General features: G+C 71.7%; 13 protein-coding genes. 6 read left to right on the forward strand and 7 right to left on the reverse strand.

Features of this window, described 5'->3' with window-relative positions; all coding sequences use genetic code 11:
* Window positions 1-275: 275 nt before the first annotated feature.
* Both AC3DE3_RS07305 and AC3DE3_RS07310 read left to right on the forward strand, forming a co-directional pair.
* Window positions 276-1,130, forward strand: coding sequence for a nitrilase-related carbon-nitrogen hydrolase (locus tag AC3DE3_RS07305; RefSeq protein WP_488369512.1), 855 nt, complete (start codon window positions 276-278; stop codon window positions 1,128-1,130).
* The gene (locus AC3DE3_RS07310) at window positions 1,127-2,287 is read left to right on the forward strand and encodes a hypothetical protein (protein WP_488369513.1); all 1,161 of its coding nucleotides are present in this window, start codon (window positions 1,127-1,129) and stop codon (window positions 2,285-2,287) included. The genes AC3DE3_RS07305 and AC3DE3_RS07310 overlap by 4 nt, the downstream gene beginning before the upstream one ends.
* Window positions 2,288-2,408: 121 nt before the next feature.
* On the opposite strand, the gene AC3DE3_RS07315 is transcribed toward AC3DE3_RS07310, so the two are convergent.
* Together AC3DE3_RS07315 and AC3DE3_RS07320 are read right to left on the reverse strand one after the other, a co-directional pair.
* Window positions 2,409-3,716, reverse strand: a complete 1,308-nt coding sequence (locus AC3DE3_RS07315) for an FAD-binding oxidoreductase (RefSeq protein WP_488369514.1) — start codon at window positions 3,714-3,716, stop codon at window positions 2,409-2,411.
* A gap of 155 nt (window positions 3,717-3,871) precedes the next feature.
* Window positions 3,872-4,555: a hypothetical protein gene (locus tag AC3DE3_RS07320; RefSeq protein ID WP_488369515.1), complete on the reverse strand. Its 684-nt coding sequence runs from the start codon at window positions 4,553-4,555 to the stop codon at window positions 3,872-3,874.
* 180 nt (window positions 4,556-4,735) lie between these two features.
* On the opposite strand from AC3DE3_RS07320, the gene AC3DE3_RS07325 reads away from it, so the two are divergent.
* Window positions 4,736-5,857, forward strand: a complete 1,122-nt coding sequence (locus AC3DE3_RS07325; protein ID WP_488369516.1) for a DUF368 domain-containing protein — start codon at window positions 4,736-4,738, stop codon at window positions 5,855-5,857.
* On the opposite strand, the gene AC3DE3_RS07330 is transcribed toward AC3DE3_RS07325, so the two are convergent.
* Window positions 5,818-6,801, reverse strand: coding sequence for an SRPBCC family protein (locus AC3DE3_RS07330; protein ID WP_488369517.1), 984 nt, complete (start codon window positions 6,799-6,801; stop codon window positions 5,818-5,820). The genes AC3DE3_RS07325 and AC3DE3_RS07330 overlap by 40 nt on opposite strands.
* A gap of 39 nt (window positions 6,802-6,840) precedes the next feature.
* Window positions 6,841-7,233, reverse strand: coding sequence for an ArsR/SmtB family transcription factor (locus AC3DE3_RS07335; RefSeq protein WP_488369518.1), 393 nt, complete (start codon window positions 7,231-7,233; stop codon window positions 6,841-6,843).
* A gap of 157 nt (window positions 7,234-7,390) precedes the next feature.
* On the opposite strand from AC3DE3_RS07335, the gene AC3DE3_RS07340 reads away from it, so the two are divergent.
* Entirely contained in the window at window positions 7,391-10,777 is a 3,387-nt protein-coding gene (locus AC3DE3_RS07340) for a DEAD/DEAH box helicase (protein WP_488369519.1), read from the forward strand.
* Window positions 10,778-10,820: 43 nt separating this feature from the next.
* Here AC3DE3_RS07340 and AC3DE3_RS07345 read toward each other — a convergent pair whose 3' ends face one another.
* Window positions 10,821-11,612 (reverse strand): ROK family protein, encoded by a 792-nt coding sequence (locus AC3DE3_RS07345; RefSeq protein WP_488369520.1) that lies wholly within the window; start codon window positions 11,610-11,612, stop codon window positions 10,821-10,823.
* Between the two features lie 156 nt (window positions 11,613-11,768).
* On the opposite strand from AC3DE3_RS07345, the gene AC3DE3_RS07350 reads away from it, so the two are divergent.
* Window positions 11,769-12,386, forward strand: a complete 618-nt coding sequence (locus AC3DE3_RS07350) for a malonic semialdehyde reductase (RefSeq protein WP_488369521.1) — start codon at window positions 11,769-11,771, stop codon at window positions 12,384-12,386.
* A 27-nt stretch (window positions 12,387-12,413) separates the two neighbouring features.
* On the opposite strand, the gene AC3DE3_RS07355 is transcribed toward AC3DE3_RS07350, so the two are convergent.
* The gene (locus AC3DE3_RS07355) at window positions 12,414-13,271 is read right to left on the reverse strand and encodes a hypothetical protein (protein WP_488369522.1); all 858 of its coding nucleotides are present in this window, start codon (window positions 13,269-13,271) and stop codon (window positions 12,414-12,416) included.
* 4 nt (window positions 13,272-13,275) lie between these two features.
* A complete protein-coding gene (locus AC3DE3_RS07360) occupies window positions 13,276-13,875 on the reverse strand; it encodes an Ltp family lipoprotein (RefSeq protein ID WP_488369523.1) in 600 nt (199 codons plus the stop codon).
* A gap of 223 nt (window positions 13,876-14,098) precedes the next feature.
* Here AC3DE3_RS07360 and clpB point away from each other — a divergent pair, with 223 nt between their 5' ends.
* Window positions 14,099-16,651, forward strand: coding sequence for an ATP-dependent chaperone ClpB (gene clpB / locus AC3DE3_RS07365; protein WP_488369524.1), 2,553 nt, complete (start codon window positions 14,099-14,101; stop codon window positions 16,649-16,651).
* The last annotated feature ends 5 nt before the right edge of the window (window positions 16,652-16,656 follow it).

A 16,656-nucleotide genomic window follows, 5' to 3' on the forward strand; every position in this document is an offset into this window, starting at 1 on the left:
GCGGTTCCATCGCCAGCCTGGTCGGAATCGGGGCAGGCAGCCTCGCGGACAACCTCGAGCCGGTGCTCGAGGCCCTGACCTCGGCCAGTGATCGGGCCCCTGACGCCGGGAAGTAAGACTCCCGCGCATCCGGAGAATCGGCAACCGGCACCACCCTGTGCCCGACAAGTGGCGCGGGTAGCGTCGGGGCGACGAACGACCGGGATAGGTCGGCCGCCCGGCCATCCCGTAGCCGAAACCCCGTAGCCGACCCCAGCCGACGAGGAGGACGACCCGTGCGCATCGCCGCCGCCCAGATCCTGACCGGACGCGACCCGCAGGACAACCTTCGGCTGGTCCGCGAGTCGGTCGCCGAGGCCGCCGCGCAGGGGGCCCGGATCGTGGTGTTCCCCGAGGCCACCATGCGGGCGTTCGGTGCGGGCCGGCTGGACGAGATCGCCGAACCCCTTGACGGCCCGTGGGCGACCTCGGTGGCTGAATCGGCTCGGGAGCACGGTGTCCTCGTCGTCGTCGGCATGTTCACGCCCGGGCAGGGCGGCCGCGTCCGCAACACCCTCCTGGTCACCGGGCCGGCCGGCGACGCCGACGGCGGGCCGGACCGCGACCTCCACCTGGGGTACGACAAGATCCACCTGTTCGACGCGTTCGGGTTCGCGGAGTCCGACACCGTCGAGCCGGGCGACGCCACGCACGTCGTGACGGTCGACGGCGTGGGCGTGGGTCTGAGTGTCTGCTACGACATCCGCTTCCCGGGCCAGTACACGGCGCTCGCCACCGCCGGCGCCCGGATCACCCTGTGCAGCGCCTCGTGGGGCGCGGGCGAGGGGAAGGTCGACCAGTGGCGGTTGCTCGCCCGCGCCCGCGCGCTCGACTCGACCACGTTCCTGTTCGCCGTCGGGCAGGCCGATCCCGAGGTGGAGGGCGTGGAGGTCAAGCCCGGCGCCCCCACCGGCGTCGGCCACTCGCTGCTCGTCGGACCGGACGGGACCGTGCGCGCCGAGGCCGGCGCCGGATCGGAGCTACTGGTGGTGGATGTCGACGACGACGAGGTCACCGGCATCCGGAAGGTGATCCCGGTGCTCGCCAACGGACGGGTCACGGAGCCCTCCGGCGGGGAGGTCCCGCAGTGACCGGGCCGGACGGCCCGGACCGGGGCGGCCGACCCGCTGATCCGGAGCAGCCGGGCGACGACGCCGTCACCGAGCCGAATCCGGCGGTCGAGCCGGGTGCCGACCCGCCGACGCAGCACCTCCCGCCCACCGACCCGCCGACCGAGCACCTCCCGCCGGTCGGCTCGGGCGAGGGCAGCACGGCATGGTCGCAGTACCCGGCGGACGGTGGAGCCGCGGCCGCGGGTGGGGCTGCCGGTGCGGCCGGTGGTGCGGGGGCGTTCGGCGCGGCTGCCGGTTCCGGGGCGTCCGAGGTTGGTCCCGGCACGTCCGGCTATCCTACCGCCGCGGGCGTCCCCGCCTCTGGCCACCCCGCCGGGGACGTGCCGCCCCCGGGGGATGTCCCGCCTCCGGGGGACGGCGACGCCTGGGACGACGGTGGCGGTGACGGAGGGTCCACGCCGTGGATGATCGCCGCCATCCTGCTCGCGGTCGCATTGGTGGCGGCACTAGTGGTGTGGCTGGTCTCCGCGACCGGCGGCGAGGACCCGGTCGCCACCCCCACCACGACGACGCAGACCACCACCTCGCAGACCACCCGGACCACGCCGCCGACGACGCAGCCCACGACGACCGGCCCGCCGAGTCCCACCGAACGCTGTAGCCCGGGTTTCGTGGCCGACGAGCTGGGCAGCGGCACGACCGTGCGGGAATGCGACGAGCGGTTCCTGCTGGTCACCCGCGACGACGGGGAGATCGAGCTGCTCTCGTGGCGCGACGACGACTGGGAGTTCCTGGCCGAGCCCACCTCGGACGTGTGCCGCGAGCAACTCGAGCAGCTGGGCGTCCCCGACCGGTTCCGCCGCGTGTTCCAGCCGTGCGAGGCGCCCACCAGCACCACCACCTCGCAGACCAGTCCCACCACCACGACGGGGGCGACCACCTCCACTCCGCAGACCAGCACCGAGACTCCCGTCCCGCCGGCGGGTGAGCCCCAGGCCGGCGACGGCGACGGCCAGGGCGACGACGGCGGCGGCGGCGACGGGGACGGGGACGGCGGGGACGACGATGCGGGCGGCGGTACCGCAGCCGGCGACGGCGGTGACACGACCGACGACTCCGACGAGGGCGCGCCCGGCGCCGGCGAGGACGCCGACACCGTCGCGGCGGCGCGCTGATCCGGCCGCCGCGGCGCGTTCCCGCATCGAGAAGACAGTTCCGCACAGCCGCTCTCGGACGTCGTGTGCGGAACTGTCTTCTGGATGGCGACGTGGGTGGCTGCGCCGCGCGGCGGGATTGTCAGGGGCGGTCGTAGCTGATGTTCTCCCGCGGGGTGCCCGCCGCGACCAGGCCGCGGATCGTGGCACGCAGCATGTCGGGCGAGCCCGAGACGATCACCTGCCGGTCGGCCCACGATCCCCACTGCGTGACGGCCTCGACCAGGGTCCCGGACTGCCGTCGGTGCAGCGTGCGGGGCAGTTCCTGCCGGGGGCCGGCCCACCAGGGGTCCTCGTCGGACTCGGAGACGGGCTGGATGGTCAGCCACGGGGCGGTGGCGGCGAGGTCGACCAGGGTCGGCAGGTCGTAGAGGTCACCGGGGTAGCGGGCCCCGTAGAACAGGTGCACCCGCGGGTTGTGGGCGTGGCGCATCATGTCCAGCAGCAGGCACCGCAAGGGAGCGATCCCGGTCCCGCCGCCGATCATGAGCACGTCGCGGAACGGCTCGGTCCGGTCCACCTCGAGCAGTCCGAGCGGGCGGGCGACCACCCAGCGGTCGCCCACCCCCACGCCGCGGACCAGGGATCCGCTCAGCGCGCCGCCGGGTACGTCGCGGATGTGGAATTCGATCTGGCCGGCCGGGTTCGACGGGATCGACGGGCTGAGCCGTCGCCACACGCCGGGAGCGTAGGGCGTGAGCACGCTGAGGTACTGCCCCGGGTGGTAGTCGACCATCACGTCGCTGAGGAGCCGCACCACCACCACATCGCGGGTCGGCCGGAGGACCTCCACCACGGTCGCTCCGACGCGCGCGGGCCCCCGGTCGTCGGCGGCGGCGCCCTGCTGCAGCGCGGTCGACAGCACCCGGTAGGCGGTGCCCAGGGTCGTCTCGAGCCGGTCGTCCCAGCCGCGTCCGGTGAGGTGGCGCAGAGTGTGGGCCAGCGCCTCCCCGAAGCGCTGGTGATGCCCGGGCGTCAGTTCGAGCTTGCGGTGGTCGGCTCCCAGGTCGCGGGCGAACTCGACCACCTCCTCCACCTTGTCCCGGTCGCCGCGCGCGTGTTCGGTGGTCTCGAACGCCCACCGCATCGCCCGCGCGAAGTCCCGGAGCACCGGTGTGGCGTCGCGGGGGAACAGTTCACGGAAGTCGGGGTCGGCCGCCCGCAGGGCCCGGGCGAACAACGCGGGGAACCGCTCGTCGGCCAGCAGGTCGCGTAGAGCGAGCAGCGGCGGGGTCTGCGCCTCGACGGGGACCGGCTGCTCGAGCGGCTCGGCCAACGGATCGACGGGCGTGCCGAGGAACGGGTCCAGGTCGATGTCTCCCACGAGGCGCTCCAGCTCGGAGGCACGGAACGGTTCCTCGGCATGGTCCGGTCCGGGGCCGTTGCTCACCGTCGCACGCCTCCGTCCTCGTCGTCGTCGCTCTGGTCGTCGCTGCTGTGGTTCTCGCGGGCGTCGTCCTCGCGCCGTCCGCTGGCCCCACCCTATCCGCGCACGCGACCCGCCCGCCCGGTCACTGATCAGGGAGGCTCACCGATCAGGGCGGCTCACCGGCCCAGGGTGATGTCGACCCCCGCGCGCAGTTCGTCCTCGGTGTAGGTCAGTTGGCCGCGGCCGGCCAGTTCCACCATGTAGAACGAGCCACCGGCGGGGACGTCGGGGAACTCGAAGGTGAAGGTGCACGAGGACAGGTCGCCGCCGGAGTAGACGAGCATGGCGGTGCCGATCTGCGTGGTGCCGCCCTTGATGAGCGTGATGGTGGTGCCCTCGCCGATATCGGACAGTGTGATGGGCATGTCGCAGCCGGTGCGGTCGCCCGAGACGGGTTCTGCGGGGGTCGAGACGACGGTGAACGTGCCGTCGACGGTGAATGACCCGGACCCCGGCGCGCTGTCGGCCGGGGGGAGGACCTGGGGGAAGGGGCCGCGCGAGGGGTCGGTGCGGCGGCCGGGGTCGGATCCTGGTCCGAGGAAGACCACGCCCAGAGCCACGACGACGACGAGGGCCGCCACCCCGATGATCGCCGCGGCCGCGCCGGTGCCGCGCGGGCGGTCCTCTGCCGGGGCAACGGCGGGCGGTGGGCCGTCGCCGGGGCGGCCATCGGGGGCCACGGGTGTCCCGGGGGTCGCGGGGGTGTCCGGATCCGGCCCCGGGACCGGGGAGGGCAGTGGCCGGGGCGGGTCGCCGTAGCGGTAGGTGCCGTCGGACAGCGGGGGGTAGTGCATCGGCATCGTGCGCGCCCCCTTCCGGTCCGGCGCTCGCTCGCCGGCGTCGCACGGGTCCATCTCGCGTGTGGCGCCCGTCCAGGGGGCCGATTCTAGTCGCCGGGCAGGTGACGGGTTGGTCACAGGAGAGGTCGAGGAGCGGGTGGCGAGTAGTCGCGCGAGCGGTTCTTCGGGGATGGTGGAGGAATGTCTGCCGAGCAACCCCGTTCCGCCCCAGCTGCCACCGGTTCGGTGCACCACGACCCGGTGGCCGATTCCGACCTCGATCCCGCCACCCCGGTCCCGACCCGACCGGGGCCGATCGAGGCCGTCACCAACGTCGTCCGCGGCGCGCTCATCGGTCTCGCCGAGCTCGTGCCGGGCATCTCCGGTGGGACCGTGGCGTTGGTCGTGGGCGTCTACCCGCGCCTGCTGGACACCGGTGCGCACCTCGTCGACGGGATGCGGTCTGCCGTCCTCGGCCCTGACCGCCGGGTGCGGACACGGGCGGCGTTCCGACACGCCGACCTCTGGCTGCTGGGTCTGCTCGCGGTGGGCATGCTCGCGATGGTCTTCACGATGGCCGGTGTGATGGTGGGATTCGTCGAGGACTTCCCCGAGGTCTCGCGTGGGCTCTTCCTGGGCATGGTGACGATGAGTGTCGCGGTGCCGTGGGGGATGGCCCGCCGGGTCCCGGGTGGTCGGACGTGGGTGCTCGGCCTGCTGTTCGTGGTGGGCGCGGCCCTCGCGTTCGTTCTGTCCGGGCTGCCGAGCGGCACGATCGACGACCCGTCCCACCTCCTCGTGTTCGTCGCCGCGTCGGTGGCGATCTGCGCGCTCGTGCTTCCCGGGATGTCCGGTTCGTTCCTGCTCATGGCCATGGGTCTGTACGCGCCCACGATGAGTGCGGTGGAGAACCGCGACCTGGGGTACATCGGTGTGTTCGCGGCCGGTGCGTTCGTCGGCATCGCCTTGTTCGTCAAGGTGCTGGACCGGCTGTTGGAGGACTTCCGCAAGCCGACCCTGATCGTCATGGTGGGTCTGATGATCGGGTCGCTGAGGGCCCTCTGGCCGTGGCAGGACGATCAGGGCGGCATGCTCGCGCCGGGCGACAACTGGCTGACGGTCGTGGCGGCCGCGGTGGCCGGCGTGGCTGTCGTCTCGGTGGTACTGGTCGTGGAACGCAGGCTGTCCGAGACGATCGCCCATGAACACGAGGAGATGGACCACCATCACGACACGGCGAACGGCGGCGCCGCCACGACCACCGGCGGCGCCGCCACGACCGGTCAGGCGCGGGACAACACCTCCGACTCCAACCTCCGGTAGCCGGTCTCCATCCCGTCGACCATGCCGGTGCCGAGGATCATGTCGCGGAGCTCGGCGCTGTCGTAGGTGATGACGAGTGTCATGAGGGTCCCGCCCTCGACGGGCGTGAGGGTCTGTTCGTTGAGCGTCGGGGGCGCGCCGGCCCCCTCCATCGTCTCGGTGAACACCTCGCGGTGCGGGGGATCGGTCGAGACGAGCTCCCCGGTGAGCGCGAACGCTTCACCCTCGACGCCGTCGTCGGGGGCCCACTCGAATCGAGTGGTCTCACCGGGCGCCGAGGCGACGCGGCAGCCGACCAGGGCCCAGCCGTCGGGCCCGTGGAACCACCGGTCCAAAAGCTCCGGATCGTGGTGGGCGTCCCAGACCTGTTGCGGCGTGCCGCGCAGGATGCGGGAGAACCGCACCGTCCGGTCGTCGAGGAACCGGGACTGCGTGCCGGTGTCGGCCGCGAAGGTGGTGTCGTCGGTGACCACGGCCTCGATCTGGCCCATCGCCTCGCGGGTGCCCTCCTCGATGCCCATCTCGATGAGCTTCTCGAGTTCGTCCACGCTGTTGAAGTGGGTGGTGGTCTCGAGGCGGGAACCGGTGGCCGTCTCGCCGAAGGTGAACACCGCGCGCGTGGTGGGCAGATCGGTGTTCGGGCGGCCGTCGTCGTGGCTGAAGCCGTCGAGCACCTCGAACGAGCGGCCCTCGTCCACGGACAGGAATTCCCAGTACCCGCCGGCCCGGGTGCCGTCCGGGCCGGTCATGTAGTAGTCCGAGCGGCCGCCGGGGAAGACGTCGTGCCGGGTGAAGGTGGCCGGCCAGGTGGGTGGCCCCCAGAACTTCTCGAGCTGGCGTGGGTCGACGTACGCGTCCCACAGGCGGCGGACCGGCACCGGGAACTCCGCGGTGATGGTCAGGGTCAGCCGGTCGAGGTCTCTGTCTACGGATGTCACAGGCATGGCCTGCCTCTTTCCTCGTGATACTGCCGATGTGATGGGTCAGTCCTCGGCGAGGAGGGCGTCGAGCCTGTCGATGCGTCCCCGCCAGATGTCCTCGTAGGCGTCTAGCAGGCGTTGTGCCCCGTGGATCGCCCTGAGGTCTCCTCGGATCCGGCGTTCGCGCCCGATCCGGTGGTCTGTGATCAGTCCCGCCTCCTCCAGTACGTTGACGTGTTTGCGGACGGCCGCGAACGACATGTCGTAGTGGTCCGCGAGTTCGGAGACGGTGGATTCGCCGGCCAGGGTGCGCCGGAGGATGTCCCGCCGGGTCGCGTCGGCCAGGGCCCGGAAGATCCGGTCCACCTCGTCGTCGCTGAAGTCCGGCCCACTGGGGTCCGGCTCAGTGTGGTCCGGCCCACTGTGGTCCACTTCGTGTGCTCGATATGAAACCATGTGGTATCACGATAGGCCGGTGGTCGGTCACGGTCAATAGTCAGCCGGACACGCTGCCCGCATCCGGTTCTCCACAACCGGTTCCGCCTCCACAGGGACCCGGCCCACGGATCCGGTGTCCGGGCATCTCGTCGTCGTCGTCCTCTAGCCTGGCGGCGTGCCGGCATCGATCCCCCGGGTTCCCGAATCCCACGTCGCGTCCTTCGTGGGCTCCGCGGCGCTGGGACGTGCCCGCGCCTACGCGAACGCGACGCGGGTCCGAGACGTCGCGTACGACGCCGGCACCCACCGGCTCACCGCGAACGTCGAGGGCAGCGGAGGCAGGGGCGGCCGTGGTTGGTACTCCACGAGCGTCCACCTCACCGCGCCGGCCGCGGACGGCTCGGCCCGCCCGCTGCGCAGCATGTGTTCGTGTCCCGTCGCGCTGAACTGCAAACACGCCGCCGCACTCATGCTCTTCGCGGGAGCGCAGGCGAACCACGACGAGTCGGTCCCCGCCTGGCGCCGCCAGGCGGAGGAGTCGCTGCGCGCGCTCGACGCCCCGCGGCGGCAGCCCGAGGCCCCGGTGGTCGGACTCCAGCTCTCGGTGGTCCGGGACGAGCTGGCACCGGACGACGGCTCGGGCGGGTTGCGTCCCGGGCTGGGCAACCGCCTCAAGGCCCGGATCGTCGTGCCGGGCAGCGGTGGGCGTTGGAAATCGGCCGGCGTGGAGTGGGACCGGCTGCGCTACGGCTGGGACGGTGCACTGTCGATGGCGCAGGCCGGCTGGTTTCGCGCCGTCGACGCCCTCGCGCGGAGTCACCGACAGGCGCGTGTGTGGCTGGACCTGTGCGACGCCGAGGTCCCGGCGCTGTGGCCGCTCATCGCCACCGCGGCGGAGGCGGAGATCGAGATCGTCCCCGGTGACGGCCTGAGGGAGGTTGTGCCCGGACCACCCCGTCGCGTGGGACTGACGGCGTGGAGCCCCGACGGCGCGGAGCTCGTGTTGGTCGCCGCGGCAGAGGTGGAACCGGAACCGGGCGACGACGGCGACGACGAGGGCGACGACGACGACGAGGTCATCGACCGCCCCCTGCCCGGCGCCCTCGTGGGGGAGCACGGGGACATGGTCGCCCTGGTCAGGGGTCGCGTGCTGGAACTCTGCCCCGTCGGGCGTCTCGACCCCGGCGTGGCCCGGCGGCTCCGCGACTGGCAGACGCTGACCATCCCGAACGAGGCGGTCGGGGAGTTCTGCGCCGACTTCCTCCCCGACCTAGCCGACCGGTTCCCGGTGGTCGACCGGGTCGGGCGGCTCGAACTGCCCGAATTCGACCGCGTGGAGCTCGAGCTTACGATCCGCCCCCTCGCGGGAGCGGGCGCAGGCGGCGCCGGTGCGGCGGCCGCTGCGGGGCAGGGCCTCGAGCTGGTCCTGCAATGGCAGCGCGTCGACGTGATGCGGATGTCCGACGGCTCCGAGGCGGAGCGCCGGCGGCCGCTGACCGCGGTCGACCTGGGCGAACGGAGGCCTGCCCCTGCCGATCCCGCCGTCGTCACGCTGGCCGCCACGGTCGAGGCCGCGGGCTGGGAATGGACGATCGCGGAGGGCGCAATCCGGGTCTCCGGGCGCGACGCCGGGATGGTGCTCACCGACGGGATCAGGGAGCTCGGTGCCCTGGACGGCATCCGGGTGACGGTGCTCGACGGCGTCCCGCAGATCCGGCGGGCCACCGAGGGGCCGCGGATCCATGTGGCGACCGAGGACGACAGGTCCGGGATCGACTGGCTCGGGCTGACGGTCACGGTGACGGTGGAGGGACGCCCGGTGCCGTTCGCGGCGGTGTTCCGGGCGGTCGTCACCGGCCAGGAGGAGTTCATCACCGACGACGGGCTGCTCGTCCCGGTGGACCTCGAACGGTTCGGGGAGCTGCGCGTGCTGCTCGAGGAGGCGATGGAGGCCGCGGCCGACCGGGTGGGCAGGGAGCCGAACTCCACGGGCGTGCGGATCGGCCTGGGTCAGGCGGGCCTGCTCGCGGACCTGGCCGAGTTGGCCGACGACCTGGCCCCGCCCTCGGGCCGCGCCGAGGCGTTGCTCGAACTGGCCTCCGACACGCCCGCCCCCGTGCCGGTCCCCGCGATGCTCGAGGCCGACCTGCGGCCATACCAACAGCACGGTCTGGACTGGCTGGCGATGCTGTGGCGCCACCGGATCGGAGGCATCCTCGCCGACGACATGGGCCTGGGCAAGACCGTGCAGGCGCTCGCGCTGATCGCCCACGCGCACGAGACGGCCTGCGCCGCACCGGCCGGGGTCGACGAGGCCGGATCGCCGGGCCCGTTCCTGGTGGTGGCGCCGTCGTCGGTCGTGCCCAACTGGGAGGCCGAGGCCCGCCGGTTCGTCCCCTCACTCCGCGTGGCGCGACGATCGGCGACCGAGGCCAAGTCCGCCTCCACGGTCGCCGAGGACGCCCGCGCGCACGACATCGTGGTGACCTCCGCGACCGTGCTGCGTCTGGACGCCGAGTCCTACGCCGGCATCGACTGGGCCGGGGTGATCCTCGACGAGGCCCAGCAGGCCAAGAATCCCACCTCCAAACTCTTCGCGGCGCTGGCCGGGCTGCGCGCCGACTTCCTGCTGGCCGTGACCGGCACGCCGATGGAGAACAACCTCACGGAGCTGTGGGCGGTCGCGGCGCTGTCGTGCCGCGGTGTCCTGCCCGACGCCAGGGACTTCCGGTCCCAGTACCGCACGCCCATCGAGAAGTACGGTGACGCCGCTGCGCTGGAACGATTGCGGCGGCGGCTGCGACCGTTCCTGCTGAGGCGTCGCAAGGAACTCGTGGCCGGCGATCTGCCCCCGCGCACCGATGCGGTGATGGAGATCGAACTCTCGGCGACGCACCGCCGGATCTACGAGCGGGAACTGGCCAGGCAGCGGGCATCCCTACTGGCGTTGCTCGACGACTTCGAGGCCAACCGCATCAGCATTCTCGCCGGGCTCACGGTGCTCCGGCGGTTGTGTCTGGACGCCTCGCTGATCGACCCGGACCACGCCGGGGTCGGCTCGGCCAAGACCGATGAGCTCATCGCCTCGCTGCGGGAGGTGGTGGCCGAAGGGCACCGCGCGCTGGTGTTCAGCCAGTTCACCACCTACCTCGACACGGTGGTCGACAGGCTGCGCGACGAGGGGATCACCGTGGCCCACCTCGACGGCCGGACCACCGACCGCGCCGGCGCAGTGGGGGAGTTTACCCAGGGCGGTGCCCAGGTGTTCTGCCTCAGCCTCAAGGCCGGCGGCGTGGGGCTGAACCTCGTGGGCGCCGACTACGTTTTCCTGCTGGACCCGTGGTGGAACCCGGCGACCGAGGCGCAGGCCGTCGACCGGGCGCACCGCATCGGCCAGACCCGGCCGGTGCTGGTATACCGGATGGTCGCCCGCGACACCATCGAGGAGCGCGTCGTGGAGTTGCAGCGGCGCAAGGCCGAACTGTTCGCGTCCGTCCTGGACAGCGGGGAGCACTTCTCGGCGGCGCTCACCGCCGACGACCTGCGGGGGTTGCTGGACTAGAGACGGCCGGCCGGGTGTCGGGGACCCGACCGCGAGCGTGAACTCAGAGCCGCCCGGGGAACGCCAGTCCCGCGGCCACGGCCGCCCCGAACAGGGCGGTGTCACGAGAGGGTGAGTAGACCACCCGCGGGGTGGACACCGAGATCGGCAGCGACTGCAGCTGCTCGGCGACCGGACCGTGAAGCGCCTTGCCCAGGCCCACCACGATCCCGCCGGTGAGCAGTACGGTCTGTGGCCGGAACAGCTGGACGGCGTCCACGAGGAACGACCCGAGCCGGTAGGCGTAGATCTCGGCGGCACCGTCGCCGTGCTCGCGCTCGAGGTCGTACAGCCCGTGCCCGCCGAGCCCCCACCACGCCTCGGTGTTGGTGCCGTCCCCGACGATGCGCCAGTGCCCGAGATCCCAGCCGGTGTGACCGCACGGGTGGATGAGCGCCCCGTGGTGGTTGAGTGCCCCGAATGCCAGGGACGATCCGAGCGAGATGGCGATCCCGCCGAACTCGACATCCGGGAGCCGCGTCAGTGCCAGGGCGTGGGCGTCGCCGTCGCCGATGACGGAGACGGGCGCGTCGATCAGCGACACGAGTTCGGTTCGCAGGTCGCCCTCCGCCCAGGCGGCGGCCCGCGAGGACACCACGCGTCCCCGGTCCGCGTCGACGTGGCCGTGGAGGGACACGCCCACGCCGGCGGGGGAGTCGTCGACGGCGAGGACCGCTGCGGCGAGGTCCTCGGCCGTGGCGACCTCGGCCCCGTGGACGCCGACGACGTTGCCGTCGACGACCGCGCCGATCCGTGTGCCACTGCCGCCGATGTCGACGACGACGCCGTTCCTCATCGCGCTACCTCCGGTTCCTCCGCCAACATTCTCCCCACTTATTCGTAGCGGCCGCGGCGCGGGCTGGGTGGCGACTCCGGCTGACCGGGCCGGATGTGCCCGGAATCACAAGCGCTCTCGGGCATCGCCTGCCCGCCTACCTCGTTGATAGTAGATATGACTACAACTTTTGAGACCCAGAACGCGCTCGTGCTCGACGAGCAGGCTCAGGACCTGCTGTTCCGCGAGGCACGCTCCGCCAACGCGTTCAGCGACGAGCCCGTCACAGATGACCAGATCGCCGCGATCTTCGACCTGGTCAAGTGGGCTCCGACCGCGATGAACACCCAGCCACTCCGGGTGGTCGTCATCCGGTCCGACGAGGCCAAGGCCCGGTTGCTTCCGCACCTGGCGGAGGGGAACAGGGCCAAGACCTCCAACGCCCCGGTTGTCGCGCTGCTCGCGGCCGACATCGACTTCCACGACGAGCTGCCCACGCTCTTCCCGCATTTCCCCGGCGCGCGCGACCTCTTCGTCGGCGACGAGGCGACCCGCGCGGACGCCGCTCGACTCAACGCCGGACTGCAGATCGGCTACGCCATCATCGGCATCCGTGCCGCCGGACTCGCGGCCGGCCCGATGACGGGATTCGACGCGGAGGCCGTGTCCCGGGAGTTCTTCCCGGACGGTCGCCACCAGGTCCTCGTGGCGGTCAACATCGGCAAGCCCGCCGAGGACGCCTGGTTCGACCGGTTGCCCCGACTCGACATCGACGAGGTCGTCGAGACGATCTGACGTTCCACGTGGTCGGCGCCGGGCACCTCAGCTGGTGGGGGCGCCCGGGCAACCGACCACGTGTAGCGCGAAGCGGTCGCCATAGCCGAGGAGAACCTGGGGCTGGTGTCCCGGCCGCTCGGCCATGACCTCGGGCCCGTACGGCACCGCATGGGTGACCCCCAGTGCGTGCATGAGTTCGTGCAGAGTGAGGCTCCGGGTCCAGGCGTCGCCGGGGACGGGGGCGACGTGTTCGGGCCGAAGGGTGACGAATCCCTGGAGTACCAGCCCGCGTGGCCAGACCGCGACACCCCCGATGCCGGCCACGTCCGTCCCGTGGAAGTCCGGATGGTCCCCGTACGTGACGGAGATGGCCCCCTGGCCCTCCTTGTCGGCCTCCGAACCCGGCCCGACGAATCGCAGGGGCAACCCACTGGCGAACGCGAGCGTCTCGACGGCCCAGGCCAGGTCCGCGGCGCTGCCCGGGGGCGCCTGGTAGGACCGAACCGGGATCTCGTGTCCGCACGGCCAGTGCGCGATGAATCCGTCGTCGCCGGTCTCGATGGAGTAGTCGACCCCGTCGATGAGCCCGGCAGGCGGCCGGTAGTCCTCCGGGCGGCGTGGTGACCATTCCCCCTCCAGAGGCACCGGCGCGCCCGGGATGGTGGTGTCCACGGCGTGCGCGTCGCCGGCGCGGAAAATCCCGCCGTCGCCGCCGTCGCCGCCGGAGAGCCGGACCGCGCCGTCGCCGATCGCGGCGATGGTGTCGCGGTGTTGTTCCGGCACCTTGTCCAGAAGGGACGGGGTCGTCCCGACCACCGCGAGGGCGATGGCGACCGGAACGGTGACCGCCAGGAAGTAGATGACGCCTCGTGTGGCCCGTGCGACGGGACTGTAGTAATCCACCTCGCTACAGCCCGGCCGCGGTCGCCCCGTGGGCGGCTTGGTCCGCGGAGTAGCCCTCGTACTGGAGCTGTTCGATGAGGCCCGAGCGCGAGAACCCCGAGATCGACAGGTACTGCTCGGCCGATCGGGCGGCCTGGACGTTCCAGTCCACCGTCAGAGAGTCCACGGCGGCGGCGGCGTCCGCGACGGAATAGCCCTCGTACCCGAGCTGCCCGATCAGACCGGAGCGCGAGAACCCCGAGATCGACAGGTACTGCTCGGCCGACCTCGCAGCATTGCGCTGACCGGCGCTGACTCCTGTTCCGGCTCGGGGTGCGGCCGCGGGTGCCGCGGTGGTGGCGGCGGGGACGACGGCGTCCGTCGCGGCGGCGGTAGCGGTGGACCCGGTAGGGCCGGCGGTGACGGTGACCTCCCTCGTCACGGTGCTCGTCGTGGTGGCGGTGACGGTCACCGCGTCCGCCGCCTGCGCGGCGATCTGCGGATCGTCGCCGGGGGAGCAGGCGGTGGTGACGACGACGAGGGCGGCGAGTGCGGCGGCGGCCCGCGGTCTGCCGGGGGCACGGAACCGGCCGGGCGCGATCGTAGTCGGGGCAGGGGAGGGCATGGGGACGTGGTTAACGGGATCTGCCTGGGGCTCGAGGGGTGGAACGGGTGAGGGCGCCCGTCGGGATCTAAGAGTGTACTCATAGCGGACGGTGTTCACATCACATCGCACGACTTGAGTGGAATAGACTCAAGGTGGCTGTGGTTAAAGAGAGTGTCCGGCCGAATCCGAGCCGGTGTTGATTCACGTACGCTCAACCATACGTCGAAGAAAGGACCGGTCGATGAGCCAGTTCAACCCCACGACCAAGACCCAGGCGGCTCTGTCGGCCGCCGTCCAAGCCGCCTCCGCGGCGGGCAACCCGGATGTGCGTCCGGGACACCTGCTGGTCGCCCTGCTCGAACAACAGGACGGGATCGCGGGTCCCCTCCTCCAGGCCTGCGGGGTGGACCCGCAGCTCGCCCTGACCCAGGCGAAGGGCCTCGTCGGCGGCTACCCCAAGGCGTCCGGCTCGGGGCTCGCGGCCCCCAACTTCAACCGGGACGCCCTCGCCGTCATCAACTACTCCCAGACCCTCGCGGCGGAGATGGGCGACGACTACGTCTCCACCGAACACGTCCTCGTCGGGATCGCGGCCGGTCACACCGGTGGCGACGCGGCCAAGCTCCTCACCGAGCTCGGTGCCACCGAGGACGCCCTGAAGGCGGCGTTCACGGCGGTCCGCGGGAACACGCGCGTGACCACGGAGAACCCTGAGGACCAGTATCAGGCTCTCGAGAAGTACGCCACGGACCTCACCGCCCGTGCCCGCGAGGGCAAGATCGACCCGGTGATCGGGCGCGACTCCGAGATCCGGCGCGTCGTCCAGGTCCTCTCCCGCCGCACGAAGAACAACCCGGTGCTCATCGGCGAGCCCGGGGTCGGCAAGACCGCCATCGTCGAGGGGCTGGCCCGTCGCATCATCGCGGGCGACGTCCCCGAGTCCCTCAAGGGCAAGACCCTGCTCTCGCTCGACCTGGGGTCGATGGTCGCCGGCGCGAAGTACCGCGGCGAGTTCGAGGAGCGCCTCAAGGCGGTGCTCGACGAAATCACGGCGGCCGAGGGGCAGATCATCACGTTCATCGACGAGATCCACACGATCGTCGGCGCGGGAGCGACCGGCGAGGGCTCGATGGACGCCGGCAACATGATCAAGCCGATGCTCGCCCGCGGTGAGCTGCGGCTGGTCGGCGCCACGACCCTCGACGAGTACCGCAAGTACATCGAGAAGGACGCGGCCCTGGAGCGCCGCTTCCAGCAGGTGTACGTGGGCGAGCCGAGCGTCGAGGACACCGTGGGGATCCTCCGCGGCCTCAAGGAGCGGTACGAGGTGCACCACGGTGTGCGCATCACCGACTCCGCCCTGGTCTCCGCCGCCGCGCTCTCGGATCGCTACATCACGCAGCGGTTCCTGCCGGACAAGGCGATCGACCTCGTCGACGAGGCCGCCAGCCGCCTCAAGATGGAGATCGACTCGCGGCCCGAGGAGATCGACGCCGCCGAGCGGATCGTCCGCCGGCTCGAGATCGAGGAGGTGGCGCTGCAGAAGGAGACCGACGCGGCGTCCAAGGATCGACTGGTGGCCCTGCAGGCCGAGCTGGCCGACGCCAAGGAGAAGCTCGCCGAGCTCACCGCCCGCTGGCAGAACGAGAAGACCGCGATCCAGGGTGTGCAGCTGATCAAGGAGGAACTCGACGCGTTGCGCACCGAATCCGAGAAGGCCGAGCGCGATGGCGACTATGCCCGGGTGGCCGAGATCCGCTACGGCCGGCTGCCGGAGCTGGAGAAGCAACTCGCCGACGCAGAGGAGTCGGAGGCCGCGGCCGGGGCGATGCTCAAGGAGGAGGTCGGCCCGGAGGACGTCGCCGAGGTCGTCTCCGCCTGGACCGGGATCCCCGTGGGCAAGATGCTCGAGGGCGAGACCGAGAAGCTGCTGCGCATGGAGGACGAGATCGGCCGCCGGGTCGTCGGCCAGGGTGAGGCGGTTCAGGCCGTGTCCGACGCCGTGCGCCGGGCCCGTGCCGGGGTCGCCGACCCCAACCGTCCCACCGGCTCGTTCCTCTTCCTCGGTCCGACCGGCGTGGGCAAGACCGAGCTGGCGAAGGCGCTCGCCGAGTTCCTGTTCGACGACGAGCGGGCGATGGTGCGCATCGACATGAGCGAGTACTCCGAGAAGCACAGCGTCTCGCGGCTCGTGGGCGCCCCTCCGGGCTACGTCGGCTACGAATCCGGCGGCCAGCTCACCGAGGCGGTGCGGCGCAGGCCGTACACGATCGTCCTGCTCGACGAGGTCGAGAAGGCGCACCCCGACGTCTTCGACATCCTCCTGCAGGTGCTCGACGACGGTCGCCTCACGGACGGTCAGGGCCGCACGGTCGACTTCCGCAACACCATCCTGGTCCTCACGTCAAACCTGGGCGCGGGCGGCACGCGGGAGCAGATGATGGACGCGGTCAAGCGTGCGTTCAAGCCGGAGTTCATCAACCGACTCGACGACGTGGTGATGTTCGACCCGCTCAGCGAGGAGCAGCTCGAGCACATCGTCGACATTCAGATCGGCGAGCTCGCGCGGCGCCTCAAGGGCCGGCGCCTGGTCCTGCAGGTCGACGACGCGGCCAAGGGCTGGCTCGCCCGCCGGGGTTACGACCCGGCCTACGGCGCCCGCCCGCTGCGCAGGCTGGTGCAGCAGGCGATCGGCGACAAGCTCGCCCGCGCCCTGCTCGGCGGCGACATCCGGGACGGCGACACCGTCACGGTCTCGCTGGCGGAGGACGGCGAGTCGCTCAGTCTCAACTGACTATC

Source organism: Dietzia sp. IBK-p2-16D (assembly GCF_057773085.1).

Bases quoted from the DNA above. Each gene is read 5' to 3' on its own strand.
- AC3DE3_RS07320 (WP_488369515.1), bottom strand. From the start codon at position 4,555: ATGCCGATGCACTACCCCCCGCTGTCCGACGGCACCTACCGCTACGGC.
- AC3DE3_RS07325 (WP_488369516.1), top strand. From the start codon at position 4,736: ATGTCTGCCGAGCAACCCCGTTCCGCCCCAGCTGCCACCGGTTCGGTG.
- AC3DE3_RS07330 (WP_488369517.1), bottom strand. From the start codon at position 6,801: ATGCCTGTGACATCCGTAGACAGAGACCTCGACCGGCTGACCCTGACC.
- AC3DE3_RS07335 (WP_488369518.1), bottom strand. From the start codon at position 7,233: ATGGTTTCATATCGAGCACACGAAGTGGACCACAGTGGGCCGGACCAC.
- AC3DE3_RS07345 (WP_488369520.1), bottom strand. From the start codon at position 11,612: ATGAGGAACGGCGTCGTCGTCGACATCGGCGGCAGTGGCACACGGATC.
- AC3DE3_RS07350 (WP_488369521.1), top strand. From the start codon at position 11,769: ATGACTACAACTTTTGAGACCCAGAACGCGCTCGTGCTCGACGAGCAG.
- AC3DE3_RS07360 (WP_488369523.1), bottom strand. From the start codon at position 13,875: ATGCCCTCCCCTGCCCCGACTACGATCGCGCCCGGCCGGTTCCGTGCC.
- clpB (WP_488369524.1), top strand. From the start codon at position 14,099: ATGAGCCAGTTCAACCCCACGACCAAGACCCAGGCGGCTCTGTCGGCC.